We start from the raw sequence: 26,760 nt of genomic DNA, 5'->3' as shown, positions 1-26,760 counted from the left end.
GCAAAGGAAGAGAAAGATGGCCAAAGTCGATCGTTATGCAACATCGCGCGCCTATCTGGAGCGCGCCAGCAAAACCCTGGCAGGTGGCGTAAGCAGCAACGTCCGTCGTGGCGACAAGCCATTGCCTCTCTATTTTGACCATGCCAAGGGCGCGCACCTCTGGGATGTCGATGGCAACCGCTACATCGACTATGTGCTTGGTCGAGGCCCGCTCATTCTTGGGCATGGCGCCGAAGAAGTGATTGAAGCAACCTGCCGGCAGTTGGAGCGCGGCCAGATTTATGCCGCGCAGCATCCGTTGGAGTTTGAGCTCTCAGAGCGCATCTGCAAAATTGTTCCTTGTGCAGAGCGCGTCCGTTTCGGAATCTCAGGCTCAGAGGCCGTTCACGGAGCCCTGCGTCTCGCGCGTGCTGCAACAGGCCGCAAGATAGTTCTTAAATTTGAAGGTCAGTATCACGGTTGGCTCGACAATATCCTCTATAGCCTTGCTCCGCATGAAGATGCGATGGGCGATGCGCTTCATCCCAATGGCGTCCAGGAGTCCCGCGGCCAATTCACAGCAGCGGAGAGCCATGTCGTCGTTCTTCCGTGGAACAACATCGCAGTTCTGGAAGAGCACTTGGCGCAACATGCTGGTGAAATCGCAGCCATCATCACAGAGCCCATCATGGCGAACACCGCCGTCATTCCTCCATTGCCTGGCTATTTGGAGCGCGTGCGCGAACTTTGCACGCAGTATGGCATCGTGCTGATCTTCGACGAAGTAATCGCGGGCTTCCGTGCGTCTCTTGCTGGAGCGCAGGGAAGGTTTGGCATTAAGCCGGACCTCACGATATTTGGGAAAGCGATTGCCAACGGTCTTCCTATCAGCTGCATAGCAGGACGCGCCGATCTGATGGACCTGATCGGCAACGGAAGCGTAGGGCATGGCGGAACATACAACAGCATTCCTCCAGCAGTTGCCGCCGCAGTTGCCACACTCGATATTCTCGCCCAGGATGATGGAGCTGTTTATAAGAAAATCGAGAAGACCGGGCAGGCGTTGATGGATGGAATCCGCAAGATCGGCGAGCGTCTGGGCATCCCGCTCATTGTGCAGGGATACGGCGCTTTGTTCTACATCGGATTTCCGCTCGGGCCGGTAGACGAAGGCCAGGCAATCACAAACTATCGCACAGCTTTGAAGGTAGACCAGGAAAAGTACAACAGTTTTGTGAGTGCGCTTGCAGATCGCGGTGTTCGTGTCATTCCGCGTGGCAATTGGTTCCTTTCCTCGGCACACAGCCCTGCAGATGTGGCAGAAACCCTGGAGGCAGTCGAAGCCTCATTGATCGAAGTTTGCCAGCCGGCAGCAGCCGTTGCCTTGGGAGCGTCCAAATGAAGTTAGGAATTGCAGAGCAGAATGGAAGAAAGTTTGTAGCTGCGCAGAAGGATCAATCTGTTTATGATCTCTCTGCCGTCGCCGGAACGCGGGATCTGCGTGAAATCATCAGCGGATGGAATGCTCTGAAGGCAAATTTTGAATCATCCATCACAAATGCACCAGCCATCGATGGTGCAGCAGTCCGTTGGCAGTCTCCATTGCCAAACCCGCCGAAGTTTTTGCTGGTTGCGGCAAACTATCGCGCTCATATTGTGGAGGTCGGCTTCGCTCCCGTCTTCGAAGGAGTGCTGACGCCGCAATTCTTCATGAAGCCCAATACAACGATCATTGGCCCCGAAGATGATATTTCCCTTGTGTCAAATAATATTGGCCTTGATTACGAGGCAGAGCTTGCAGTCGTCATTGGGAAGACCTGTTCCCATGCATCACTGGAAGAAGCATCAGCCGCGGTATGGGGATACACCGTCGTTAATGATGTCTCCGAGCGTAAGCTTAATAAAAATCTCGAGGGCAGAAGCCTTCGTCAGAATGACGACTTCTACGATTGGTTGGTCGGCAAATGGTTTGATAAAGCCACCCCGGTGGGCCCGTGGGTCGTCACTGCAGATGAAATTGAGAAGGTCGATGATCTGATGATCCGCTCACGTCTCAACGGTAAGACCGTGCAGGAGGCCCCCGCTTCCGCGATGATCCACAATATTTCCCAGCTCATTCAGTACATCTCGAACGTTGTCACCCTCGAGCCGGGAGATGTTATCGCAACGGGAACGCCTGCTGGTGTCGGTATGGCTACTGGCCGGCTCTTGCAGAATGGCGATTTGATCGAATGCGAAATTGATCAAATCGGTACACTAAAAAACCGGGTACGCGCTGTATGAAGTGGCGTCGCGCAGCTCTGGCTTGGTGTGCGTTATGCTCATTATCTGCTTTCGCAACGGCTTTGCCAGAGCGTGATGTTCCTTTGGGTGCCTATTCCTATCAAACCAATTTTAAAGATGGCAGCCTCGGCGGTTGGGAAAGCTATCCGCTCGCTCAGGATGCAGGGTTTGATCCAACCATAACGCCAGTCGTCGAGGCTGGCGTTCCGGCTTTAATGCGTGAAGCAGCACCGGAGCGGCCAGGCAGCTTTTCGCTCGGCGTCATTCACCGGTTCAGTGGAGTCGTTGCAGGTAGCAATGCTTCGTTGGCATTTCGCTACTGTCTCCCAGATTCTTCCGGCAGCATCGCTCTGCGTGTCCAGCTCTTTTACGGCGAGGATAGCGTTACCTTGAAGACCGTTGGAATCGGTGGCGGCTGGCACCAGGCCCAGCTCCATCTTCCTGTGTCTAAGCGTCCTATTCAGGTCGTCACGATTGAAGCGTTCTATAAAAACGCACGCCCCGGACGCAACGAAAAATTTCTGATTTCCGACATACATCTGCGCGCTTTACGCCCCCCGTTTGCGGATCTGCTGCAACCCGATGCGCTGAAGGATGACAGCCGAGAGATGTATTTTCTCCAGCGTGCCTACTCTCAAGGCGAAAACCTTCAGCTTCGCTTTGCAGACTCTGTCCGCTGGTCATTGGTGTCTCCAGCAGGTCATAGAGAAGAAGGCACAGGGCAACGTATTTCGCATACTTTCTCTCAAAACGATCCCGCTGGTATCTGGACCGTGCATGCCTCCTCCGCTAGTGGCCAATTAACTGTTCAGCTGCTTGTTCGTGCGAACAAGCCGGTCGGCCTTCTCTTCGATCAACCTCCGCCTGTTACTCAAGAACTTCTTTCGCTCGTGCAGCAACGCCGTAAGGCATTACAGCAAACAGTTCATCCGCAGCTCGGAGACAACATAAGCAAGTACGAAAGCAGCTGGCTGCTCCCTGGCCTGCCTTCTTATTTCGCTCTTATCGTGCCACCGGCCGAACTGGCGATGCTTGATGCGATTGTCTTTCACTATTCAGGAGACAAGGAGGCGTTAGAGCAAGCACAAACCATCATGCTCGCGATGACCGACTGGGATACGTGGGTACATCCCTGGTTCCCAGCACATGGACGCTATACGTACTATCCGGTTGGCATGGCTGCAAGCTATCTGACCTTGGCAAAAGAGTATCTCGGAGAAAGCCTGGATGCTTCAACTCGAGAAAAGCTCGATGCCGCGCTCATGCGGCAAATTATTCAGCCTGCCTATAACGAGTACGTGCGAGATGATCGCATCCAGTTTCACACCAGTAATTGGATAGGGAATACCGTTGGCGGGGCACTCCTGGCCGCTCTTTCCAACCGCAATCCTGAAGCCGCCGGTTATGCTCTTGGTCTTTATGAGAAGCAAAAAGAACATCTCAAAGCAAGTTATCTTTCTGATGGAACGTATGGCGAAGGAGTCAGCTACCAGCGCTTCGATCTGTCGATGTCCACATTAGTTGCTGCAGCAGGCAAGCGCCTGCTCGGCCAGGATATGGATAACTTTTTCCAGAAGAACGGCACCTATCTACGCTATGCCGGGTACGGTTCTCAAAGCCTTCTCGATTTCGGCGATACCCATGCCTCTCTGGCGTCGCTCAATGTCTTTGCCTACCTCGCGATCAACGATCATGACGCCGCCAGCTATGATCTCTACAGTCAGTATCATGACAATTCAATAACCGATCTGCTTCCTCGTCTTCTATGGGAGTCATCGATTGGCACAGCCTCATCAGTCCCCACCCTGCCGCTCTCGCATATATTCCCCGATCGTGGAGTCGCCGTTGTACGTGACAGCTGGAAGTCCGATGCAGAAGTAGTCGCAATGCATGCCGGACCTAACTTCAACCACAATCATGCCGACCAGGGAAGTGTGCAGATCGCAGCGAAGGGCATAACGTGGTTGGGAGAAGCAGGCTACGCCGACTACTATAAGGACCCATCCTATGGGAGCTACGTCACCCAGGCCGCCGGTCACAACGTTCTACTTATAGATAAGGATGAGCAGAGCCAGAAGCTACCAGGCAATCCCGTCTTCGGAAAATATCCTCGCATCACAAACAGCTTTCTTACAGACGACATTGTCTTCGTTGAATCGGATCTGCAACCTGCTTATAGCGCGGAGTTGACCAGCTATCACCGTTTTCTGCTGAAGCGGAAAACAGGCCCTGTGCTCATCATCGATCAGGTAACAGCCCCAGTGCCTCACAAATTCTCCGTCACCTGGCACCCAGCGCAACCACTGGTTTCCATAGATACAAGCCGCCACACGTTTGCAATGCAATCAGGAGACACATCGCTCCACGCCTCCATCGCTGCTTCATCGCCCTTGGAGATGGTTCAAAAATTCGCACCGCTGCCATTGGCTTCTTACGTCGAATCCGAAAAAGCACTCATAGAAAAATCGAAGCGCCTTGATTTCGAAACGGCGACGGAACAAAGACAGGCACTCTTCGGAAGCGTGTTTAGCTTCAACACGCAAAGCGCACCGGTCGAATGGAAACAAACAGAGAAGGGGTGGCAGCTTCAGGCGGATGATTTCACTGTGCTCGTTTCAAGCAGCGACGCAAAATATCAGGACAGCTCTACGCTAACGGCACATTGGCCGCAAGGCACATTGCTCGTCAACGGAACAAGTCTGGAACTTCCCGCATCACGATGGAATCTGGTTGCGAATGATCCGCTCACGCTTTCTTTAGTGCAAGTGGAACATGGTCAGACAGTGCTCCAGTTGGAAGCTGCAAAAGCTACAAAATTGACCATCAGCAATCCGCACGAATTTTCAATGAATCAAGCCGGAACCCAAACCAATCCCTCAAAACAAAGTAAGTGGACGATTCAGGTGCCAGTTGGTAAAAGCGAATGGCATCTATCGACACAATAACTCTTGCAAGAGAAAGCTGATTTCGAGTTATTGCATCGATGCAATAAGCACTCCGTTTGAAGGAAGTTCAATCGCAAGGCCTTGCGCCTCATTGCGAACTGCTCCTATACCAAAAAGGAATGAGCTGGCCGCATGATGCTCAAGCTCAGTCTGTGCTGTGCTCACATGAAGGATTGCACCTTCGCTGCCGCGATGAATTGCAATCAGGACACGCTGTTCTCCAGCTGTGCGTGTGTACACGATCGAATCGTACGAGCAGTAAAGGATCTGCATGTCGCCAGTGAGCAATGCTGGCATCTTCCTGCGTAGCGCAAGCAAGCGGCTCGTCCAATCGAACATCTCTGCCTGCACCGGCGTACGTGCAGATGCCTCGAAGACATTGTTCTTTTCACCCGGAAAGCCACCCGGAAAGTCGCGGCGGTTGTCCGGGTCCTGATAACCCTCCATGTAGATCTCGTCACCCGAGTACAGATGCGGCATGCCACGCACGGTCAGCAAAAACGCCATGGCGAGCTTGTTGGCCTGCAAGCTCGCGCCCGGCTCACTGGCAAACCGAATGAGGTCATGATTGTCGATGAATGGGACAAGCCGCTCCGGGTGCGGATAAAGCGCGTCCTGTCGCAACACGCTGGCCAGGTCCTGCATCGATCCATTACCCGTGAAAGCGCTGCGGATCGCATAGTGAAGTGGAAAGTCGAGCGGCGTCCACAGACCCGTGTCGACACCATTGCGCGTCACGCCACCTGCAAACGAAGAGACGATCTGCGGATCAGGATTGGAAATTTCGCCAACCGTCGTGAGGTTGGGATAGAGCGCACGGAGCTGACTATCGAACTCGTTCCAGAACTCGCGGCCGACATAGGGGAAAGTATCGATCCGCAAACCATCGAGCCCGGTCTCTTCCGTCCACCAGACGGCATTCTGAATAAGATACTTCGCGATTGCAGGATTATCCTGATTGTTGTCAGGAAGAGCATCGACAAACCAACCCTCCGTGATGTCGCGTTTATCACGCCATGGCGCATACGGATTGGTAAGCGGCTGGAAGTCCATGATCGCCGCAGTATGGTTGGTTTTGGTGCCGTGGAACCATGTTGGCTCGGGTGAATCCTCCACCCATGGATGCCGCGGCCCAACATGGTTCGGCACCGTGTCGAGCACAAGCTTCATGCCGCGCGCATGGAGAGCCTGACTCAACGCCTTCATGTCGTTCAACGACCCGAAATGCTCGTCGACAGCATACATATCGGTAGCGTGATAGCCGTGATACGCATCGGGGCTATGGTTCTGGTAAACAGGCGTGATCCACACCGTAGTGATACCAAGAGCCTGCAGATAGTCGAGATGCTCGATGATGCCGCGTAGATCGCCTCCGTGCCAGCCTCGAGGGTTCGCGCGCTCCGCCTTAGCAGCTGTGCTATCTGCGGAGTCCTTTGCTGTCGGGCCATCGTTGGTGTGGTCACCATCGGCGAACCGATCCGTCATGATCAGGTACATCACATCGCGTGAAGAGAAACCGGCAAAGTTGTCCGTTGCTGCTCGGCGCGCATCGAACGAAAACGGCACCTCCGCGCTTCCTTGCTGCGTCATTACCTTAAGCGTGACTTTGCCTGCTATCGCTTCATCCTCGCTCAGCCACAACTCCGCCCAGTGACCGTTCTCCGAGATAACGGTGCGTTCAATCGGCAGTCGTCCCAATGCAAAGCGAGCGCCGTTCAAGTGTTCGCCCTTCACCAGCAGCATCGGAGCAGGCATATCGATCCACCAGTTAGGCGGATCGATCTTGTCGATGCGTGGTGCCTGCGCATGGAGCGGCAGGCAGCAGAGAAACAGTGCGGCGGTAGTCGCTGTAAAGCGATGAAGCATGATCAAGAACTCCGAAGAAGTATGCCACAAGAGAAGAAGGGCGCCGCGGTTTGCTGCGACGCCCCCTCAGTTGGTTAAGCCTCGCCCTTGCTAAAAGAGCAGACGAATGGCCATCTGCATCTGACGTTCCGAGGCCTGGCGAGCTGACGTAATGCGTCCGAAGCTGCCGTCCGTGACATTGCCGTCAGGGTTGGTGAACTGCGGTGTATTCGTTACGTTGAACACTTCGGCGCGCAGCTCCGTCTTCAGACGCTCCGTAATGCCGACCGTCTTGAACAGGGAAACATCGCCGCTCACGCTTCCAGGTCCGAAGAACTGGTTACGCCCCGAAGTACCCTGCCGTCCCGAAGGACGCATGTTGCTGAAGGCTGCCGGATTCAGGTAGTAGCCCGAGATGCTGCGTTGGTAGATCGGTTGCGTACCGGTGAGATCGGCGCGAAGACTGGTGCCTCCGCCATAAGCAGGGAACGTAACGCTGAACGGTGTTCCTGTTTGAGCCTGCACGATGGTGTTCAGCTGCCAGCCGCCGATGACATAGTCCAGCCCGCGATTCATGTTGCTGCCGAACATCTGTCCACGGCCAAACGGCAGGTTGTACAGCGCGCTTGCAACGAAGACGTGCCGCTGATCCAGCGTGCTGTTGCCCTTGTTCAGCCGGTGATCGTAGAAGTACAGATCGCTGACCGCATAGAAGCCGAGATAGCCGTTCGTGTTGTCGATGTTGTGCGCCCACGTGTACGAGCTCGTCATCGTAAGTCCCTTGGACGCACGATAGTTCAACTGCGCCTGCAGACTGTTGTAGTGGCTCACGCCATTATTCAGGTTATAGACCACCTGCCCAAGCGTGGGGAACGCCGTCGGCGCGGACGCCGAAGCGGAGAACGGTTTGCTGTTGAAGTTGTAGCCCGTTGCCAGATGCGTGGCGATGTTGCCCACGTAGCCGACCGTTGCGACCAGCTTCGGCGTCAGCTCCTGCTGAATCTGCATGTCCCACTGTTGCACCGTCGGCAGCTTCTCCGTCTGGCTCACTGCGAAGACGTTGGCTCCCGTGAGCTGTGACGTGGTTGGCAGCGGCAGCGGATTCGTAGCCTGCGTGCTGTTCAACGACCCGTTCTGCGCATTCTGACCCGTAAAGGCAATGCGATATCCGCCGGTAGCGTAGTACGCCGTGCTGCCGCCGAATGGAACCTGCTGTCCCAGCTGGTTGTCGATGCCGCCACGATCCAGGAAGTAGAAGATACCGTAGCCGCCACGCAGCACCGTCTTGCCCTGGCCATAGAGGTCGTAGGAGAAGCCGATGCGTGGTGCAAAATTGTTGAAGCGGTTGTTGATGATCGAGCGTCCAACGCCGTTCTGACCAGCGATGAACTCCGTCGGATTGCTGCCGCTGCTTGCCGGGTTGAGAGCAGCCTGGCGGTTGTGCATCTCGTACGGGAACGTGATCACATCCCAGCGCACGCCGAGGTTCAGCGTCAGACGGCGGCTGACCTTCCAGTCATCCTGCCCGAAGACACCAATCTCATAGTTGCGCGTACCGAACAGTCCGCTCTGCGCGCCAATGCTGTAGTTGTCAGCAAATCCAGCCAGCACTTCGGAGACGTCATAGCCCGTGAAGTCGCCATTGCCCAACTGGAAGTAGCCCTTACCTGAGATCGGACGGAAGAAGGCCACCTCACGGCGAATCGCATTGCCGCCGAACTTGAACACGTGCCTCTTCCATGCATACGATAGCGCATCGTTAAGCTGGTACGTGTTCTCCGGAACGACATACGTGCCATAGTCGCCTGTGTACTCAAGCTGACTGCCGTTGCCGCCGATCAAAGCGCCACCGCCAAGCTGAGCTGTGCGGTTGGCATTCACGATGCCGAGATTGGCCGAGATGGGTGTATTGCTGAAGACCGGCACATTTGCAAACGTGTAGCGGTTATAACCGGCGCGGAATTCGTTGATCGTGTTGGAGCCGAAGATATGGGTCTCACCCAGCGCATACCCGCGTCCATGCACATAGTTTGTGCCGGAAGCAAAGCCCGCTGGCAGCGCAGGAAAGCGCGAGGTGCGCGTGAAGTTGCTGTTGTCGTAGCTGAAGCGTCCGAACAGACGATCATTGGCGCCGATGTTGTAATCCAGCCTTCCGTCGATTGTATTGGACTTCCGGATATCGCGGCGAATCGTGCGGTAATTGTTCTGCGTACCGTTGAATGTGCCAGGAATATTCGGCAGAGGATATGCATTGAGATAGTTCAAACCAGCCTGATTCAAGCGGCTCGTCGGAATAATGTTTCCAGGAAACTGTTGGCAGGTAGTGGGATCGTAGATTCCTCCCTTGACGGGAAGAGGCGTGACTCCTGTGATACCGCAGATAGCGGGTGCTTGGGTTGGATTGCCAGTAATCGACGAACTAAGCAGCTCGCTGAAGTTTCCCTGACGCATCAGTGCCGTAGGCACCGTAACGATCTCGGGATTCAGCGGTGTACTCTCGCGCTGGCCGGAGTAGTCGCCGAAGAGGAACAGCTTGTCTTTAATGACGGGACCACCGAGCGTGCCGCCAAAGGTGTTGCGCTTAAAGGGGAGGGCTGGTGTCTTACTTGCGCCAAGGAACTGATAATTGGGGCTGGCGTCGAAGAGGTTAGAGCGGGCAAACCAGTAGGCCGATCCGTGATAGGAGTTGGTGCCTGATTTGATCGAGGTCTGTACGATCGCACCGCCTGCGCGTCCAAACTCCGCCGGTGCTGTGCTCGTGTTGACGCGGAACTCTTCCGTCGCCTCCACGTTGGGGAAGAAGTTGAGTGTATTGACGAGACCTTCGTTGTTATCGATACCGTCAAGAATGTAGTTGTTGGCCTGAGGGCGAAGTCCATTGGTCGACAGTGAGCCGCCCCCGGAGGTACTGTTGCGGAACGTCTCGGCATCGCCGTTTATGCCTGAAGCCGAGTTGCCGTAATTACCGCGGGTGACGCCGGGAGTCAGCAATGCAAGCTGCGTAAAGTTACGGCCATTCAACGGAAGCTCGGTCACCTGTCGGCCGGCGACAACTTCGCCGACAGCAGAAGAACCCAGCTCGACAATCGGTGCCGCGCTGGTGACCTCGATCGTCTGGTCGGAGCCACCGGCACTCAGCTTGAAGGTCACGGTCTGCGTCTGAGAGACCTGAAGCTCGAAGCTCTGGGTCATCGTCTGGAAACCGTTCATCGTAGCGGTGACCTTATACAATCCTCGCGGCAGGGCCGAGAAGTTGAAGTTGCCGGCACTGTCGGTCACCGCAGTCTGTTTGGCGGACGTCTGTGTATTTTCAACTGTGACGGTCGCGCCGGGAATGATGGCCTCGGTAGCATCCTCCACAATACCGGTGACACGACCGGTGTCGGTCTGCCCCTGTAGCGAGAGATTGGCAGATCCCAACAGGAGTATGGAGAGGGCTATCAATAGGTAGGAACGAAAGCTCCTGTACTTGAGTTTCATTGCGTTAGTGCCTCCAAATGTCAGCCGGGCATAATGCCTTACCCGCGACAGCGTGAAATGTCGGTGAAACGGGCGCAGCAATTCCATCTCCCGGGCGTCGTTTTATGATGAAAGTCGAATCAACAGATAAGTCATTTGTTTAGTTATATTTCCATCCAAACATTAACTGTTGGGAATGCATTTTGCCTACCGTAAGTGGTACATTTTGGGTTGCGGGTTCGTATGCGGCAGGTTTCAAATTCCGTGCGTGTTGCCTTCGGAACATTTGAGGCCGATCTCTCCTCGGGAGAACTATGGCGCGGCGGCTTCCGGATCAAACTTCAGGGCCAGCCCTTCCGGGTCCTCGCCGAACTCGTTCAGCGTCCCGGTCAGGTCATCACCCGCGAAGAGCTCCAGGAGCGTATCTGGGATAAAGGCACAAACGTCGATTTTGACCACTCCCTGGGCACAGCTATTAATAAGATTCGCGAGGCCCTGGGAGATAACGCCGAAAACCCTCGTTTCGTCGAGACCCTGACCCGCCGGGGATACAGATTTATCGCTCCGGTAACGGTACTGGATCCCCCCGCCACCAACCCGATTCCTTTCACTTCGTTTGTGGATGAGGAAGCTCTGCCGGACCCCTTCGCCGCTTCCCCAGCGGAAGAGCCACCGCTTCAAAACCATCCCCAAATCAACCGGTCCTGGCTGCGCTGGCTTCCTGTGGCAGGTCTTACCGTCCTCGCCATGCTCGCCGGTTTCCTCCTCGGCCGAGGAGGACGCGTCGAGCCGCAGGTGCCTTCATTGCGCCAGATCACCCACGCGCAGAGAATTCTTCCAGGCGGTGACGCGCTCGAAGTCTTTCCCGTCACCGTGACCGATGGCCTGCACCTCTTCGCCTCCGTCATTCGTGATGGCAGAGTGCACCTTGAGCGCATCACGATTGCAGGAGGCCAGGGCGAGCCCATCGTGCTGCCGGACGAGATTGCCGGTCCCGCCATTGCCGACATCTCGCACGATGGCTCACGTCTTCTGGTGCGCAGTCACGCCTCCAATCAATCCGAGCAGCCTCTATTTATTGTTCCCTCCGCCGGAGGCTCGGCACAAAGGGTCATGCGCGCGCTCGCGCACGATGCCACCTGGATGCCGGACGACCAGAACATCCTCTACGCTGCTGGAAACGATCTCTATACCGCCCCGCCCAGCGGCTCCGATCCCGTCAAATATGCTTCGCTTCCCGGACGCGCCTTCTGGCTGCGCTGGTCGCCTGACGGAAAAGTTCTTCGTTTCACGCTCTTCGATCCGCTCGCGCACACGCTGGCCCTGTGGGAGTTGTCCTCCGACGATCGCAAAGCCCACCCCATCCTCACCAGCTGGACGCAATCGCGCAAAATCTGCTGCGGAAGCTGGATGCCCGATGGAAGCGGCTTCGTCTTCCAGGCAGTGCAGGGAATGACATCGGACCTGTGGTTGCTCGGCACGCGATCCTCGCAGCCGGTCAGGCTCACCGATGGGCCACTGGATTACCAGGGACCGGTTCCTGCGCATACCGGCGAAAAGATATTTCTGACGGGTGTCTCTTCGCAGGGCGAGGTCCAGTTACTTCATCCCGGAACGCATGAGTTTGTCCCGGCGCAGAGCTTCTACAGCGGAGCGCATCGTCTCGAAGAGACGCGGGATGGCAAATGGCTGGCCTGGGTCGACACCGAGGGACGTCTCTGGCGCGCGCGCTCCGACGGATCCGAGTTGCTGCAGCTTACCCCTGCAAACCTTCAGGTCTTCTCTGGACACTGGTCGTCCGATGGTTCGCGTCTCGCTCTCATGGCTCGTGCCGCATCCGGTGCGTGGAGCATCTATCAGGTGCTCGCCGACGGCAGCGATCTCGAGCCTCTGCTGCAGACCAATAGCAATACCGCCGATCCCACCTGGTCGCCCGACGGACAAACCATCGTGCTGGGCCAGGCGCCCGACCTTCTGGGCAAAGACGCCGCTCCTCGCATGATTCAGGCGCTCGACCTGAAATCGCATCAGCTCACGACGCTGCCCGGCTCGCGTGATCTCTTCAGCCCTCGCATCTCGCCGGATGGACGCTTCATCGTCGCGATGTCACTCGATCAGCGGCAACTCAAGCTCTACGACATAGCGACGAAGCAGTGGCGTGTGCTGTCCACCCGCTCTGCCGCCGATCCCGTCTGGTCGGCAGACAGCCGCTCCGTCTATGCCGATGCCTTTATGGAGCCAGGGCAGCCGGTCTACCGTGTCTCCATCGCCGACGGACGTGCCGAAGATCTGGGAGGAATCGCAAACCTCCATTCCACCGAGTTCAGCGACCTCGTTCTCTGCGGTGTTTTTCGCGACGGGACCGTAGCGGTTCGCGCTCGGCTGACGACCGCGGACCTGTTTTCGCTCGATCTGGCTAAGCATAATCCGCAGATAATGCATTGAATCGAAATGGTTTATCTGTTGAAGAAAAGTTGAGCCGAAAAGGCAGGTAAACCGATTGCATGGAAGCTTCGGCAGATGGTGAGGTTCCGGATATGCGTATACGGCATGTCTGCTCAATTTGCTTTTTGGCAGCTCTTCTTTCGCCACAGGCTGCAATCGCGCAGCAGGTTCACGTCACCTCCAATGGCCTTACCGCCACTGCAAATGGAGTCACGCTCGAGGTCACAGCTCTCGAGCAAGACAAGCTGCGCATACGCGAATGGAGAACAACACCTCCCGAGGACGCCTCGTGGGCCGTGCTTCCCGCCAGCCGCACCAGCCGTATTCCGGTCAGCGCAGACACCAACGGCTTCCATACCCAGCAGCTCGCCGTACAGGTCGGCGACAACCTCCACCTCATCATCCGCGACCGCGATGGCCACATTCTGCAGGAGGATGCCGGACCCACCGTGTGGCGTGGAGATAGCTTTCGCGTCTACAAGCAACGCGGCGAGAACGAGCACTTCTTCGGCCTCGGCGACAAGCCAGGCCCACTCGACCGCACCGGCCAGGCCTTCACCCTCTGGAACACCGACAGCTTCGGCTGGCAGGAGTCTACCGATCCCATCTATAAGAGCATCCCTTTCTTTCTCGGCGAAGAAGGCGGACGCTACTTCGGCGTGCTCTTCGACAACACATGGAGAACGTGGTTCGACTTCGGCCGCGAAAACGACGCTGAGTACAGCTTCGGCTCGCAGGACGGCCCCATCGACTACTACTTCCTCTATGGCCCGGAGCCTCGCAGCGTGATGGCCGCTTACGCCTGGCTCACCGGCCCCGCACCTCTCCCTCCGCTGTGGTCCTTCGGCTTTCAGCAGTCGCGCTATTCCTATTCCCCAGAGTCGCAGCTGATGGACGTTGCCTCGCGGCTGCGCAAAGACAAAATTCCAGCCGACGCCCTGTGGCTCGACATCGACTTCCAGAAGGACAACATGCCCTTCACCGTCGATCCCCGGCGTTTCCCAAATTTTCCGGAGATGGTCTCGCAGCTTGCGCGCGATCACTTCCACCTGATCGTCATCGCCGATCTGCACATCGCGCACAAGCCAAACGCCGATTACGCACCATTCGATACCGGCACCGCAGGCGACCACTTCGTGAAGAATCCTGACGGAACTCCATACATCGGCCCTGTCTGGCCCGGTCCCTCCGTTTTTCCCGATTTCACGCGCCAGCAGACACGCCAGTGGTTCGGCACGCTCTATAAGGACTTCGTACACGATGGCGTCTCCGGCTTCTGGGACGACATGAACGAGCCAGCCGTCTTTCGCTATCCCTCAAAGACCATGCCGCTCGACGTACAGCATCGCATCGACGAGCCCGGCTTCGCGACGCGCACGATGAGCCATCGCGAAGCACACAACATCTTCGGCATGCAGAACAGTCGCGCCACCTACGACGGCGTCCTGACTCTGCGCCCCAACGAGCGGCCTTACGTGATGACACGCGCCAGCTACGCCGGTGGCCAACGCTATGCCGTAACCTGGACCGGCGACAACAGCTCCACCTGGAACCATCTGCGCATGACGATTCCGCAGCTGGTGAATCTTGGCCTCAGCGGCTTCAGCTTTGCCGGTGCCGATGTAGGCGGCTTTGCCGGCTCTCCTCCGGCTGACCTATTAACAAAATGGCTTGAAGTCGCTGCATTCCAGCCGATCGATCGCGATCACTCGGCCAAGGGAACGCGCATGCACGAGCCGTGGGTCGATGGTCCCGAACACGAGGCCATGCGTCGCCGCTACATCGAAGAGCGCTATCGTCTCTTGCCCTACATCTACACCGTCGCCGAAGAAACCTCACGCGATGGCATGCCCATGATGCGTCCGCTCTTCATGGAGTTCCCTCACGCAGCGAACGATGGCACTCCGATGGACCTGGCCACAGGTGGAGCGGAGTTCCTGCTGGGGCCCAATCTGCTGATCGCACCGAATCCATCGCCGGAGGAGGTCGCGCCCTATGAGCTTCATCTGCCTCCCGGTCGCTGGTATGACTACTGGACCGGCACGCAGGCCGGTACAGCGGGCAAAGCGCAGGCTCGTGATGCCGAGGTACGCGACACTCTGCTGCAGAACCAGCAGATTCTCCTCAAGCCCGAACTGGCCACAGTTCCCGTCTACGTGCGCGGCGGAGCCATACTGCCATTGCAGAGCCTTGTTCAAAGTACCGACGAGACGCCGAAAGGCCCTCTTACCCTGCGCGTCTACGTTCCTGCCCAGAATCAACCCTGTGAAGGCTCGCTCTATGCCGACGACGGCCACTCACTCAACTACAGGCGAGGCGACTACTTCCGCATCAAGGCATCCTGCGAGGTCGCAGCCGACGGTGCCGTGACCGTCACGCTAAGTGCGCCCGAAGGCAGCTATAGGCTGCAGTGGGAGAGCATTCGCGTCGAGCTGGCGGGCTCTGCGCACACTCCTGCGAAGGCAACCATCGATGGCAAGGATTTTCCAGTCTCCGAGAACAATCATCTGCCCGGAGTCACCTTTGCCAGAAGTGCGAAGCCGACCCGCATCACCTTCCCATAACTTCGATTCGAGGTTGCTGCATAGAGCAAAAAGGGCCGCTAACTAAATGATTAGTTCGTGCGTCCAACCTGAGGTACAGGGTTGCTCATGCCTCCGAAACGGTCCATCACGCTAACCGAAGCCGAGCTCAGGCTGATGAAGGTTCTATGGGAGCGGGGAGAATCCGGCGTGGCCGAAGTCGTTGCGGCTCTGTCAGATACCACGCCGTTAGCGTATACCTCGGTACTAACGACGATCCGAATTCTGGAGAAGAAGGGCTACGTTCGCCATCGTCAGGAGGGCCGCGCGTTTCTCTACAGCCCATGCGTCGCCGAGCGCGAGGCCGGAATCTCCGAGGTACGCCACGTACTGAACCGTTTCTTCGGCAACTCGCGGGAACGCCTGCTTCTGTCTCTCCTCGGAGACGATGAGGTCACCCCTGAGGAGCTGCAGCGTCTTAAAGAAGCCATTGCGAATGTTCCCGATGAGGATGCGCAGGAGAACGAAGGGGAGGAGCAGTAGTCGATGGATCCGATTACCCTGATAGCTCCAATCGCTCATGCCACGATGCCGCTTGCGATCTCAGCCTCCGGCGCGCTGATCAACGCCATCGTTGGCGGCATGCTGCTGATGGCCGGCGTTAGTCTGTGCCTTCGCTTGTTTCCAGGGATGACCGCCGCGGCACGCTTCATGATTTGGGCCGCTGCTCTGCTGGTGATGATCCCGCTTCATTTTTTGCCTGCACTTCATAGCAGTTCGAGCGTGTTGCCTGACAATAGCAACCTGTTGCATGTCGATGCTCGTTGGGCGTTACTGCTCGCTGGTATCTGGGCAGTCCTTTCGATCGTTCGCGCCGTGCAACTGTTTACAAGTGCGATGCGGCTTCGAGAGATCGCAAGACGTGCCGTGCCGATGGATCTGGTGCTGGATCGTTCGCTCCTGATGCGGAACGGCAAAGCAATTGAACTTTGTGCGTCCGAGGATGTAGACAGCCCGAGCGTCGCCGGTTTTGCCTCGCCACGCATCTTGTTGCCCACGGGTTTGATCGAGCAGCTCTCGCAACGTGATCTGGAACAGATCGTTCTGCACGAGATGGAACACCTGCGCCGCAGGGACGATTGGATGAACCTGCTACAGAAGGTAAGTCTGATGCTGTTCCCGCTCAACCCGGCCATGAGCTGGGCAGAACGCCGTATGTGCGTCGAGCGCGAGTTGGCATGTGACGACTGCGTGCTGCAGGCGACGAAGGCCCGCAAGGACTATGCCGTCTGCCTGACAAATCTCGCCGAGCACTCGCTGGTGCGCAGAAGAGTATCGCTCGCGCTTGGGGCATGGGCGCGACGCTCGGAGCTGGCGCAGAGAGTCCACAGAATTTTGAGCCGTCCCGAACCCCAGCTCGGGCAATGGCAGTCACGAGCGGCAACAGGGGTTTTAATCGCGGGAATGATTGCGGGAACGGTGACCCTTGCCGATAGTCCGAGGCTGATCAGTTTCGCCCCGAGCGTTTCGCAGCAGGCGCAGGTCGCCTCGACCACAGACTCTGCTACCGCTTCACCGAATCTATATGCAGAAGGCGCCAAGCCATTGGCAAAAGACGCCAGACAAGTGTTGGTTAAGGCCATCGTGCCGGAGCAGGGGCGCCGTGAGGCGCAGCTTGCAGCTCGTCCGCCTCGCAGGCAGAATGCCGCAGCGAAGCATGCAGCGACGCATCGCCCAACCGCATCGTTCGTCATGCTGACCGATTGGAATGAAGACCTTCCGCAGCAACGCCCGATTTTGACGAGATCTTTTGTGGCGGTCGTCCCGGCTGGGGACGGCTGGTTAGTCATTCAACTCTAACGATTTGCAGGGAAAACACCCATAAGGAGGGTGGTTATGTCTGAAGTAACTAATCAATTAGTAGTAAAAGGAAAGCGCTTCGCTGCTCCCGCCGCAATAGCCGGAGCCTTTGTCCTTGGTGCCGCTCTGTTTGTAGGACACGGTGGCGTCAACGCTGCAAGCTCTACCGCTGCGTCACTGATCGACGATCAAAGCGTATCGGCATTGACGGCGCTCGACAACGCAATGGAACAGGTCGCCTCGCGCGTCACACCCGCGGTGGTGAACATCTCCGTAACCGCAAAGAACAACGAGGCTGAGATCTCGGACGATCAACTGCAGGGTTTGCCTCCGGGATTCAGGCAGTTCTTCGGCCAAGGCGGACCGCAGCAGCCGCAGATTGAGCATGGAATCGGCAGCGGCGTGATTATTTCGCCCGACGGATATATCGTGACCAACGGCCACGTCGTTGATGGAGCCACGCAGATCAAGGTGACGATGCATGATCGTCGCGTGTTGAATGCGAAGCTGGTCGGCGTCGATAAGCTGAACGATCTTGCCGTGGTGAAGGTCGATGCAAAGGAGCTGCCCAGCATTGCATGGGGCGATTCGACGAAGCTGCATCCGGGACAGACGGTGCTGGCCTTCGGCAGCCCCTTTGGCTACTTCCAGTTCTCGGTCACGCGCGGCATCGTCAGTGCCGTGAACCGGCCTAATCCTTACTCGGACGATGCACGGAAGCCGGGTGCATTCATTCAGACGGATGCGGCGATCAATCCCGGCAACTCAGGCGGTGCGCTGGTGAACTCGCATGGGGAGCTAGTCGGTATCAACACGTTCATCATCTCGAACAGCGGATCGTTTGCAGGCGCCGGGTTTGCGATTCCATCGCAGATTGTGCGTGCTTCGGCTGAGCAGCTGATGAAGAACGGCAAGGTGGAGCATGGCTATCTGGGCATCAGCATGAACGATGTCACGCCGGAGAATGCGCACTTCTTCAACCTGACAGATGCTTCCGGTGCGGTTGTGGCGCAGGTGTCGCCGGACTCGCCCGCAAGTAAGGGTGGTCTGAAGCAGGGCGACGTGATCGCGAAGCTGAATGGAGAGAAGATCGTCAATGGCAGTGCGCTCCAGGTTGCTGTCAGCGAGATGACTCCTGGGACGAAGATTGCGCTGGGTGTGCTTCGCGATGGCAAGCCGGTAACGTTGGATATAACCGTCGGACAGTTCAGCGGCAACAAGCAGGTTGCCAGCAACGACGCTCCAGACGGGCAGCAGCGCGGCAAGTTGGGACTGGCTGTAAGCGATCTGACCGCAGATGCAAGGCAGCAGCTTCAGGCGCCGGACTCAGTCAAGGGCGCTGTTGTGCAGAACGTTCGCCCGGCAAGCCCGGCAGAGGAAGCTGGATTGCAGCCTGGCGATGTGATCCTTGAGGTCAATCGTCATGCGACTGCGTCGGCAGAGCAGTTTGTCAATGCAGTGCATCAGAGCCCGAATGGCAAGGACATCCTGCTTCTGGTGTGGTCGAAGGGGAATGCGAGCTATCGCACAATTCACCCTGATGACCAGAATGGGTAACAAGAGATGCAGGCTGCCAGAGAATATTCTGGCAGCCTGTTGAACAAGGTTTTTGTTCTCAAGAAGGAAGGCTTCTCATGGAGCCTGAGCGCCGATATCAGCCTGGTCAAGTAGTCCGAGATCGGCACCTTTGGCGCTGAATAGCCGCAGTGCAACATGTTCAGCTTTTGCCGGTACAGTAATCGGCTCATTGAGTGTGATGCTCTCATCGGGCTTTACCTGACGGAGAGTGTGATGCCCGACCTCTTTCCCTCGTCTGTCAGTAAATACTGCGATAACGTTGCCAGGATAAAAAGCTGCGAATGTTCCTGTAAGTGTGGTGGAATCGGCCTTGTGGGCGAGGGCAAGTCTTTGTGTGGCAACACCGGCGTCCGTTACTGTCTGCAAGGCCGCGTCGATGTGTAGAGGATTCCATGTCGTATCCATGGCGTAGGTCTGGTTGGGCGCAAGCTTAACGATCGGGCTATTGATCTCAGCTTCCATATAGTAGGGCGTACGCTCAGGCGTTGTGGCGCGAATGCTGGCCTGGCCCTCTTTATCGAATCGAACAGACGGACCGCTCTTATAAAAGATGACGGTGGCCTTCCCGGGATAGTTGCCGGAAGCATCGTAATGGAACCGCTCGATCATGCCGTACTTACTCTGCTGATCAACGACAGCGAGCCAGCCTGCTCTGGAATCAAGCCACACCTCGTTGTCGAAATAAAGCCAGCGCAGACGGAAGAGTCCATCAGCGACCGAGAAGGAGGGATCGTCGGCAAGACCGGAACGAACATGATAGCCATCGGGATAGGTCGAATTGGGATTGACGGGAGTGTAGGCCCAGAATTGATGGTTATAGTCCGCAGGCTTCGCAGAGTCGCTGAGATCGTACTGTGAGACAGACTGCACGGACCATTCGATGGGGTGTGTTGCAGCGTTGCGCATCACGGCGTGAAAGTCGATCTGCGGTGAATCGGCCGAGATGCTGATGGTGCGAATGTATTGAAGTCCTGTAATCGTGTCAGGTTGACCTGTAAGTTGAATGGAGCAGCGCTCGCCCTGGGAGATGAGCTTGAACTCGTAAGGAAGATCGTCGATCGCGGTGGATGCAAGAACCCAGTGGTGATCGTCGGTGTCGCCTTCAGGCATAGGCCATATTTTGTCGCCACCGTAATTGATCCAGCCTCCCTTTGCTTGCTCGGGAGGGATGTATTGGCCTCGATATCTCGGGTTTACGAAGAGATAGGGATGTCCATTGAACTCAACCTGCATCAGTCTTCCGCCTAATTGCGGCACGAAGGTGAGCTTGAGCCAGGGGTTGTCGACCTCCTGTGCGTCCCATCCCTGATAGCTGACAGCGTGAACCGAGCATGTTGCCGGTGAGGCTCGTGCGTAGAATACGGCGTTGCTGAACATCAAAGTCAGCAACAAAGCGAAGGATTTCATGGCGATGCCTCTTTCTAAACAGTGGATACGCGTTACCCAATTCTTGCGTATTATCCTCTATATTGATTGAGCACATCATGCATCAGGAGCCGGATGAGGTGAAGAGCGTTCTTTGGCAATCAGCACAGGCGACCTGCCTCTTGCTGCTCGTATCGGTACCGGTGTGCGCCCAGTTTCCACACTCTTCAGTCGACCCAGCCATGCGCGATCGCGGGGCCACAATTTACGCGAATCAATGTGCTCGCTGCCATGGCGAAGATGTTCGCGGCACGGAGAAGGGGCCGGACCTGATTCGCTCTGTCGCGGTGCTCCATGATCGTCGTCAGATGCTGTATGGGAAGGAGCTTGCTCCTCTGCTGACGACACTGCCCGGCCATAATTACAAGTTTGACGACAAGCAGCTGGCTGATTTGTCGCAGTTCCTGACCGCATCTGTGAATGCGACGCTGCGCAGCGGCTACAACGCGCAACCAACCCATCTGCTGGATGGCGATGCAAAGGCGGGTGAAGCCTACTTCAATGGCGCTGGAGGGTGCAACAAATGCCACTCCGCGACGGGCGATCTGGCAGGCGTAGGTAAGCGCTACACACCGGCTGCGTTGCAGCAGAAGTTTCTTTTTCCCAACTACGGACTTTTCGTCAAGAAAAAGACGCAGGTTACGGTGAAGATGCCGAACGGGAAGACCTACTCGGGCGATCTGGTTCGCATCGATGACTTCACCGTGACACTGCATGAGGCATCCGGCGAAAACATCTCGCTCAATCGCGTCACCGGTTCGACAGTCACGACGGTCGATCCTTTCCAGGCGCATGCCGACCTGCTGGACAAGTACACGGATGCCGACATCCACAACCTGACGACTTATCTGGATACGTTGAAATGAAGCTGCTGACCGCGTCGCTCCTCTGCCTGTCGCTTTCGCCCTGCGCAATCTATGCGCAACAGAAGCAGTCAACCGATACGGCGAGTCTTGCCAAGCTGACTGACAGCTGGCCAACTTACAACGGAGATTACTCCGGCCGCCGGTTCAGCCCGCTGACGAAGGTGAACACCACGACCGTCAAGCAGCTTTCACAAGCCTGGAGCTATCGCGTGGAAGTGACGACTGGTGGCGGCAGGCGCATTTCCGCCACGCCGATCGAGGTTAATGGCGTTCTCTACTTCACCGTGCCGAGCCATGTCTGGGCTGTGGATGCACGCACGGGTCGCAAGATCTGGCAGTTCGACTGGGTCAGCAAAGGCGGCGATACGATTGGCAATCGCGGCGCGGCTGTATCGGGCGATACCGTCTACTTCGAGACGGAAGACTGCAACCTCGTCGCTCTCGACATCCATACGGGCAAGGAGAAATGGCACTCGTCCATCGGCAATCCTGACTTGTTCTACTCGGGCACGGTTGCGCCTGTAGTGGTCAAGAACCACGTCATGGTGGGCGTCAGTGGCGACGACTTTGATATCCCCGGCTACATCGAAGCGCATGATACGGAGACGGGAGCGTTGCAGTGGCGCTGGTATACGCATCCCAATCCTGGAGATCCCGAAGCCAAGACCTGGCCCAACGATGAAGCCATGCTGCATGGTGGTGGCATGACGTGGGTTGCTGGAACGTATGATCCTGAGCTGAATCTCTACTACTTTGGCACCGGCAATGCGCAGCCTGTGATCAACGGCCTTGCCCGTCCAGGCGCAAATCTTTATACCGCGACTATCTGTGCGCTCAATCCAGATACCGGCAAACTTATCTGGTACTTCCAGCCCAACCCGCATGATACGCATGACTGGGATGCGGTGCAGACGCCTGTGCTGATCGATGGCGTCGTGGACGGCAAGCCGCGCAAGCTGCTCGCACAGGCTAGCCGCAATGGCTGGTATTTCCTCATTGATCGCACGAATGGTAAGGCGCTCACGAGTACTCCCTTCGCCAAACAGAACTGGGCTCTCGGCGTCGACAAGAATGGATCGCCGATCCCGAATCCGGCCAAGATGGCGCAGCCGAATGGCGCATTGGTCGCACCAAATCAGGCAGGCGCGGCGAACTGGTATCCGCCGAGTTTCAGTCCGGCGACGGGTCTCTTCTATGTGCCGGCATACGACGCTTACAGCGTCTATTACATCTACGACAACAACAAGCGTCCCGAGGGCTGGGCAGGCAACGACCGCGGCGGATGGATGAGTGCCTCGCTGCGCGCCATGGACTACAAGACCGGCAAGGTGCGCTGGGATCACAAATGGCCAAGCCCAGGTGGCCGCTCCGGCATTCTTACTACGGCCGGCAACCTGCTCTTTACGGGCGATACGTCAACCAACCTTATGGCCTTCAACGCCACGACGGGCAAGGTACTATGGCACGCTGGCCTGGGCAATCTTATCACGAACGGGCCGATCACCTATGAGCTCGACGGCTTGCAGTACATCGTTGCCGCGGCGGGCGACACGCTGTATGCCTTTGTCCTGAACTAACTGCTGAGAAGCGAAACCAGAATCCCTCGTTCGTGGGCAGAACGCGGGCAATCGTGTGCCTGCCTTAAGCCTCTCGGGGAGGCTTGTCTCGCGGTCATAGCATCTCGCAACTAAGTTAGCGGTTTCGCTAATCGAAACATATTTTCAAAAAATTCTTGACAAACATTTTTCCAAAAGCCTAAAGTTCTCGCCGGTATGAGAAACAGGTCTGACCTGTTCTCTCTGCCATCCACCAAAAAAGAAGCGGACGAGAAGGTTTATCCCCATCTCGTTACGATGAGGAATTGCAGGTATGCGAGCATTTACGAGGCTGATTGCAAACGTATACATTTGGTTTCTGTTGTCTGCATACGCCGTGGCACAAACTTCGAGCGGACAGATTTCAGGACGAGTGACCGACCCATCTGGCGCAGCCATCCCCGGCGCTGTCATCACGCTGACCAACCAGGCGACCTCTGAGGTCCGCTCGGACAAAACCGAAGCATCCGGCGAATTTGTCTTTGTTGCGGTACAGCCGGGAACCTTTACGGTTTCCGTCGCGATGCCGAGCTTCAAGAAGTATGAGAAGCGCAATCTCGTGCTGCACGCCTCCGATCGTCTGTCCACCGGCAACATTCAGCTCGAGGTCGGTGCCGTGAACGAGAGTGTCGACGTGCAGGCGGATCAGACGCCGATCCAGACAGAGTCGAGCGAACGCTCCGCCGTTGTCGACTCCAAAGAGCTGGCCACCTTGATGACGCAATCGCGTGACATTACCTCCATGCTGCGCCTGCTTCCTGGCGTTGTGAAGAGCCCGAGTACAGGGCAGCTGGGCCAACAGAATGCAGGCAATATCAACGGTGTCCGCAGCGACTACAACTCTCTCTCCATCGACGGCACGACAGGCAATACGCGCGGCGGTGCGACACTCGACACTGGAACAAACTACGATTCTGTCGGCGAAGTAAAGGTGTTGCTGAACAATTACCAGGCAGAGTATGGGCAGGCAGCCGGCGCTATCGTTGAGATGGTGACGAAGTCCGGTACGCGCGACTTCCATGGCACGGTTTACTACTACAACCGCAATGAGGCCTACAACGCCAACGACTACTTCAATAAGAACAAAACCTACGTTCCTCGCCCGCGCCAGCGCTACAACACGGTGGGCTATAACATCGGCGGCCCGGTCTATATCCCTCATCTCTTCAATACGCACAAAGACAAGATGTTTTTCTTCTGGTCGCAGGAGTACTGGCCGACGACCAAACCTGGCACGCTGAGCTACTGGATGATGCCGACGGCACTCGAGAAGCAGGGAAACTTCTCTGCCAGCGTGGATAAGAGTGGCAAGCCGGTCTACATCAAAGATCCCACACTGATCGCTCAGGGGAAGGCTTGCACGGCCGCAAATGGACCAGGTTGCTTTCCCAACGCGATTATTCCGGCCAGCCGTATCGATTCCGACACGCAGAAGCTCCTGGCAATTCTTCCCACCGGCAATCCCACTCCACTTGGCGTCAATGGCGGTGGCAATTACAACTACGTTACGCAGGGGTCTGTGAAGACGCCAGTGAATCAGCAGGTGCTTCGTGTGGACTACAACATCACACCGAAGTGGCACACGTACTTTCGCGGTATGCGGACAACAACCGAACAGGATGGTCCAAATGTCGCCTCCGTTACCGGAGCGATGCAATGGGGAGTTCCTTTTGTCTACTCCACGCCGGGCAAGAATGCCAGCTGGAACCTGACATTTATCCCTAGCCCAAATCTGATCAACGAGCTCAACGTCGGATTCGCGAGCTGGACCGAGACCTCCCGTTTCTCCAACTCGAGCGATATCGCTAAATTTCAGCGTGACAAGCTTGGAATCAACCTCGGTCAGTACAACCCGCAATACAACCCGCTCAATCTTGTTCCCCGGGCGACATGGGGCGGCAGCGCGGGCTTCCAGGTGGTGAATAATCCCCAGATCCAGTTCGACAACCGTTTTCCATTGGCGAACGATACCCGCTCATGGCAGGTTCAGGATTCCATCACGAAGGTGTGGAATCATCACACTTCCAAAGCCGGCTTCTATTTTCAAAAGGGGAACTACCTGCAGCGCCACATTGGCGGCACCTTCGATGGGTCCTTTAGTTTTGACACCAACAACTCCAACCCCAACGACACTGGCTATGCATATGCCAACGGCATTCTCGGGCTTTATAACTCGTATACCGAAGGCTCGAACACGGTGAACTACAACCCGCAATGGAAGGTGCTGGAGTGGTACCTGCAGGACAGCTGGAAGGTGATGCCCAGGCTCACGATCGACTATGGCCTGCGCTTTACCTATGACATTCCAAGCATTCTCAATAAGGGGCAGGGAGCAGGCTGGATTCAGAGCCAGTACAGTCAGAGCAGGGTCCCTCAGCTCTATCAACCCATCATGGGTCCGAAGGGCCGGTCGGCAATTATCAACCCGGCAATCGCCGGACCTCCAGGTTCGGCAACCAATCCCTACCTGCCAGCCGTCTATATCGGCCAGTTCGTTCCCAACTCCGGCGACTACTCTAACGGTGTTGTCGTCAATACCAATCCCAACTACCCTACCTCACTTCGCGAGAGCAATGGTCTGCTCGTAGCTCCTCGGCTGGGATTTGCGTGGGATCCGCGCGGCAATGGCAAGACGGCCTTCCGTGGTGGCGTCGGGCTCTTCTATAACACCCGTGAGGGTGGCGGTACTCTGGGCGACTATTCGCTTATCGCGCCGCTTGTTTATAACCCGGTTCAAAACTATGGGGATGCCAGGCAGTTCGCCAACAACTGCAGCGGCTCGGCATGCTCCAGCGGGACGACGCTCATCAGCCCACAGGCAACACGTATTTTGCAATTCAATCGGCCTATCGAAACGATATTCAATACCATGCTTGGCGTGCAGCAATCCGTTGGTTTCCAGACGGTAGTCGACATCGCTTACGTCGGTACCTTTGGGCGTCACCTGAACGAACAACTCGACTTCAACACGGTTCCATATCTGTCGCAGTTCGATCCTAAGAACGTTGATCCGAGCCAGGCAACGACCTTCACTCCAATCCTCGGACGTAAGGCTGCGGACTGCCCTGCCAACGCTTCTTCGGCATCGTTGTTATGGTGCCAACCTGTTCCACTCGGTGATAATTTTTTCCGTCCGATTGCTGGATTCTCTAATGTCAATCTGCGCTCGTATGCGGGAACATCCGCCTATCACTCGCTCCAGACACAGCTCACGCGGCGTTTCGCACATGGGTTGCAGTTTGGCGTGGTTTACACCTGGTCGAAGGTGATGACAGACGCGGATGCTGTCAACGGCGCTGTTGGCTACTATCAACCGCACCGCTGGTGGAACTGGGGACTTGCCAGTTATGACCGCACCAACAACTTTGTGGCCCATTGGAGCTGGGATCTTCCTAAAGGAAGCACACATTTCTCTAACTTCGCTACCCGACTTCTCTTGGATAACTGGCAGTACTCCGGCATTACCGAATTCATCAGTGGTGCGCCGCAGACGGTCACTCTCAACACTGGTGGTGTCAACCTGACCGGGGGCGGCGATGGAGCGCATCCGATCGTAAACACCGATCCAATTCTGGGCAAAGGCGATCGTACTGTTCTTCGCTACTTCAAATCAGAAGCATTCGTGATGCCAACGCCGCGGCAGATTCCTACGGAGAGCACGCCAGGAATCACACGCTCGACGATGTTCCGTGGTCCCGGCACAAATAACTTCGACATGGCCGTCAACAAGAACTTCTCGATTCATGAGGCGATGACGTTGCAGCTTCGTGTGGAGGCATATAACGTCTTCAATCATGCATCCTTCACCAACGTGGATACCACGGCACGTTTTGATGCAACCAGTGTTGTCGGTAGTCCACAGCTTTCTCCAACGTTCGGAAACCTGACCGCAGATAGAGGGCCGCGTACACTGCAGCTCTCCGGCCGGTTTACCTTTTAGCTTGAAGCTAGATGTAGC

At 56.5% G+C, this 26,760-nt stretch carries 14 protein-coding genes; 11 read left to right on the top strand and 3 right to left on the bottom strand.

The genetic code is table 11. The features are described 5' to 3' along the window. The first annotated feature begins 16 nt into the window (after window positions 1-16). Genes KFE13_RS08535 through KFE13_RS08525 form a run of 3 tightly spaced genes read left to right on the top strand, consistent with a single transcriptional unit; the run spans window position 17 to window position 5,207 of the window. Entirely contained in the window at window positions 17-1,381 is a 1,365-nt protein-coding gene (locus KFE13_RS08535) for an aspartate aminotransferase family protein (RefSeq protein WP_260706743.1), read from the top strand. Continuing rightward, window positions 1,378-2,262, top strand: a complete 885-nt coding sequence (locus KFE13_RS08530; protein WP_260706742.1) for a fumarylacetoacetate hydrolase family protein — start codon at window positions 1,378-1,380, stop codon at window positions 2,260-2,262. Before KFE13_RS08535 ends, KFE13_RS08530 begins: the two co-directional genes overlap by 4 nt. Continuing rightward, window positions 2,259-5,207, top strand: coding sequence for a heparinase II/III-family protein (locus tag KFE13_RS08525; RefSeq protein WP_260706741.1), 2,949 nt, complete (start codon window positions 2,259-2,261; stop codon window positions 5,205-5,207). The genes KFE13_RS08530 and KFE13_RS08525 overlap by 4 nt, the downstream gene beginning before the upstream one ends. A gap of 27 nt (window positions 5,208-5,234) precedes the next feature. Here KFE13_RS08525 and KFE13_RS08520 read toward each other — a convergent pair whose 3' ends face one another. Both KFE13_RS08520 and KFE13_RS08515 read right to left on the bottom strand, forming a co-directional pair. Then, window positions 5,235-7,073, bottom strand: a complete 1,839-nt coding sequence (locus KFE13_RS08520) for an alpha-amylase family glycosyl hydrolase (protein WP_260706740.1) — start codon at window positions 7,071-7,073, stop codon at window positions 5,235-5,237. Between the two features lie 90 nt (window positions 7,074-7,163). Further along, the gene (locus tag KFE13_RS08515) at window positions 7,164-10,532 is read right to left on the bottom strand and encodes a TonB-dependent receptor (RefSeq protein ID WP_260706739.1); all 3,369 of its coding nucleotides are present in this window, start codon (window positions 10,530-10,532) and stop codon (window positions 7,164-7,166) included. Between the two features lie 222 nt (window positions 10,533-10,754). Here KFE13_RS08515 and KFE13_RS08510 point away from each other — a divergent pair, with 222 nt between their 5' ends. The 5 genes from KFE13_RS08510 (at window position 10,755) to KFE13_RS08490 (ending at window position 18,895) form a co-directional block, all read left to right on the top strand. Beyond that, window positions 10,755-12,956 carry a winged helix-turn-helix domain-containing protein gene (locus KFE13_RS08510; RefSeq protein WP_260706738.1) on the top strand — a complete coding sequence of 734 codons (2,202 nt, stop codon included), beginning with the start codon at window positions 10,755-10,757 and terminating at the stop codon, window positions 12,954-12,956. Window positions 12,957-13,081: 125 nt separating this feature from the next. Then, window positions 13,082-15,520 (top strand): TIM-barrel domain-containing protein, encoded by a 2,439-nt coding sequence (locus KFE13_RS08505; RefSeq protein WP_260706737.1) that lies wholly within the window; start codon window positions 13,082-13,084, stop codon window positions 15,518-15,520. 87 nt (window positions 15,521-15,607) lie between these two features. Then, window positions 15,608-16,021: a BlaI/MecI/CopY family transcriptional regulator gene (locus tag KFE13_RS08500; protein ID WP_260706736.1), complete on the top strand. Its 414-nt coding sequence runs from the start codon at window positions 15,608-15,610 to the stop codon at window positions 16,019-16,021. A 3-nt stretch (window positions 16,022-16,024) separates the two neighbouring features. After that, the gene (locus KFE13_RS08495; RefSeq protein ID WP_260706735.1) at window positions 16,025-17,338 is read left to right on the top strand and encodes a M56 family metallopeptidase; all 1,314 of its coding nucleotides are present in this window, start codon (window positions 16,025-16,027) and stop codon (window positions 17,336-17,338) included. A 36-nt stretch (window positions 17,339-17,374) separates the two neighbouring features. Then, complete coding sequence (locus tag KFE13_RS08490; protein ID WP_260706734.1) at window positions 17,375-18,895, top strand: Do family serine endopeptidase; 1,521 nt, start codon at window positions 17,375-17,377, stop codon at window positions 18,893-18,895. A 75-nt stretch (window positions 18,896-18,970) separates the two neighbouring features. Here the strand turns inward: KFE13_RS08490 and KFE13_RS08485 are convergent, their stop codons facing one another. After that, window positions 18,971-20,323 carry a DUF4380 domain-containing protein gene (locus KFE13_RS08485; RefSeq protein ID WP_260706733.1) on the bottom strand — a complete coding sequence of 451 codons (1,353 nt, stop codon included), beginning with the start codon at window positions 20,321-20,323 and terminating at the stop codon, window positions 18,971-18,973. A 98-nt stretch (window positions 20,324-20,421) separates the two neighbouring features. Between KFE13_RS08485 and KFE13_RS08480 the strand changes: the two genes are divergently transcribed. The 3 genes from KFE13_RS08480 to KFE13_RS08470 all read left to right on the top strand — a co-directional run bounded on the left by KFE13_RS08480 (window position 20,422) and on the right by KFE13_RS08470 (window position 26,742). Then, complete coding sequence (locus tag KFE13_RS08480; RefSeq protein ID WP_260706732.1) at window positions 20,422-21,207, top strand: c-type cytochrome; 786 nt, start codon at window positions 20,422-20,424, stop codon at window positions 21,205-21,207. Beyond that, window positions 21,204-22,784 carry an acido-empty-quinoprotein group A gene (locus tag KFE13_RS08475; protein ID WP_260706731.1) on the top strand — a complete coding sequence of 527 codons (1,581 nt, stop codon included), beginning with the start codon at window positions 21,204-21,206 and terminating at the stop codon, window positions 22,782-22,784. The genes KFE13_RS08480 and KFE13_RS08475 overlap by 4 nt, the downstream gene beginning before the upstream one ends. Before the next feature lie 391 nt (window positions 22,785-23,175). Next, window positions 23,176-26,742, top strand: a complete 3,567-nt coding sequence (locus KFE13_RS08470) for a TonB-dependent receptor (RefSeq protein ID WP_260706730.1) — start codon at window positions 23,176-23,178, stop codon at window positions 26,740-26,742. Window positions 26,743-26,760 lie beyond the last annotated feature (18 nt).

The organism is Edaphobacter flagellatus (genome assembly GCF_025264665.1).
Classification (GTDB): domain Bacteria; phylum Acidobacteriota; class Terriglobia; order Terriglobales; family Acidobacteriaceae; genus Edaphobacter; species Edaphobacter flagellatus.
The sequence above is the reverse complement of the archived record's forward strand: the minus strand, read 5'-3'. Positions and strand labels throughout refer to the sequence as shown.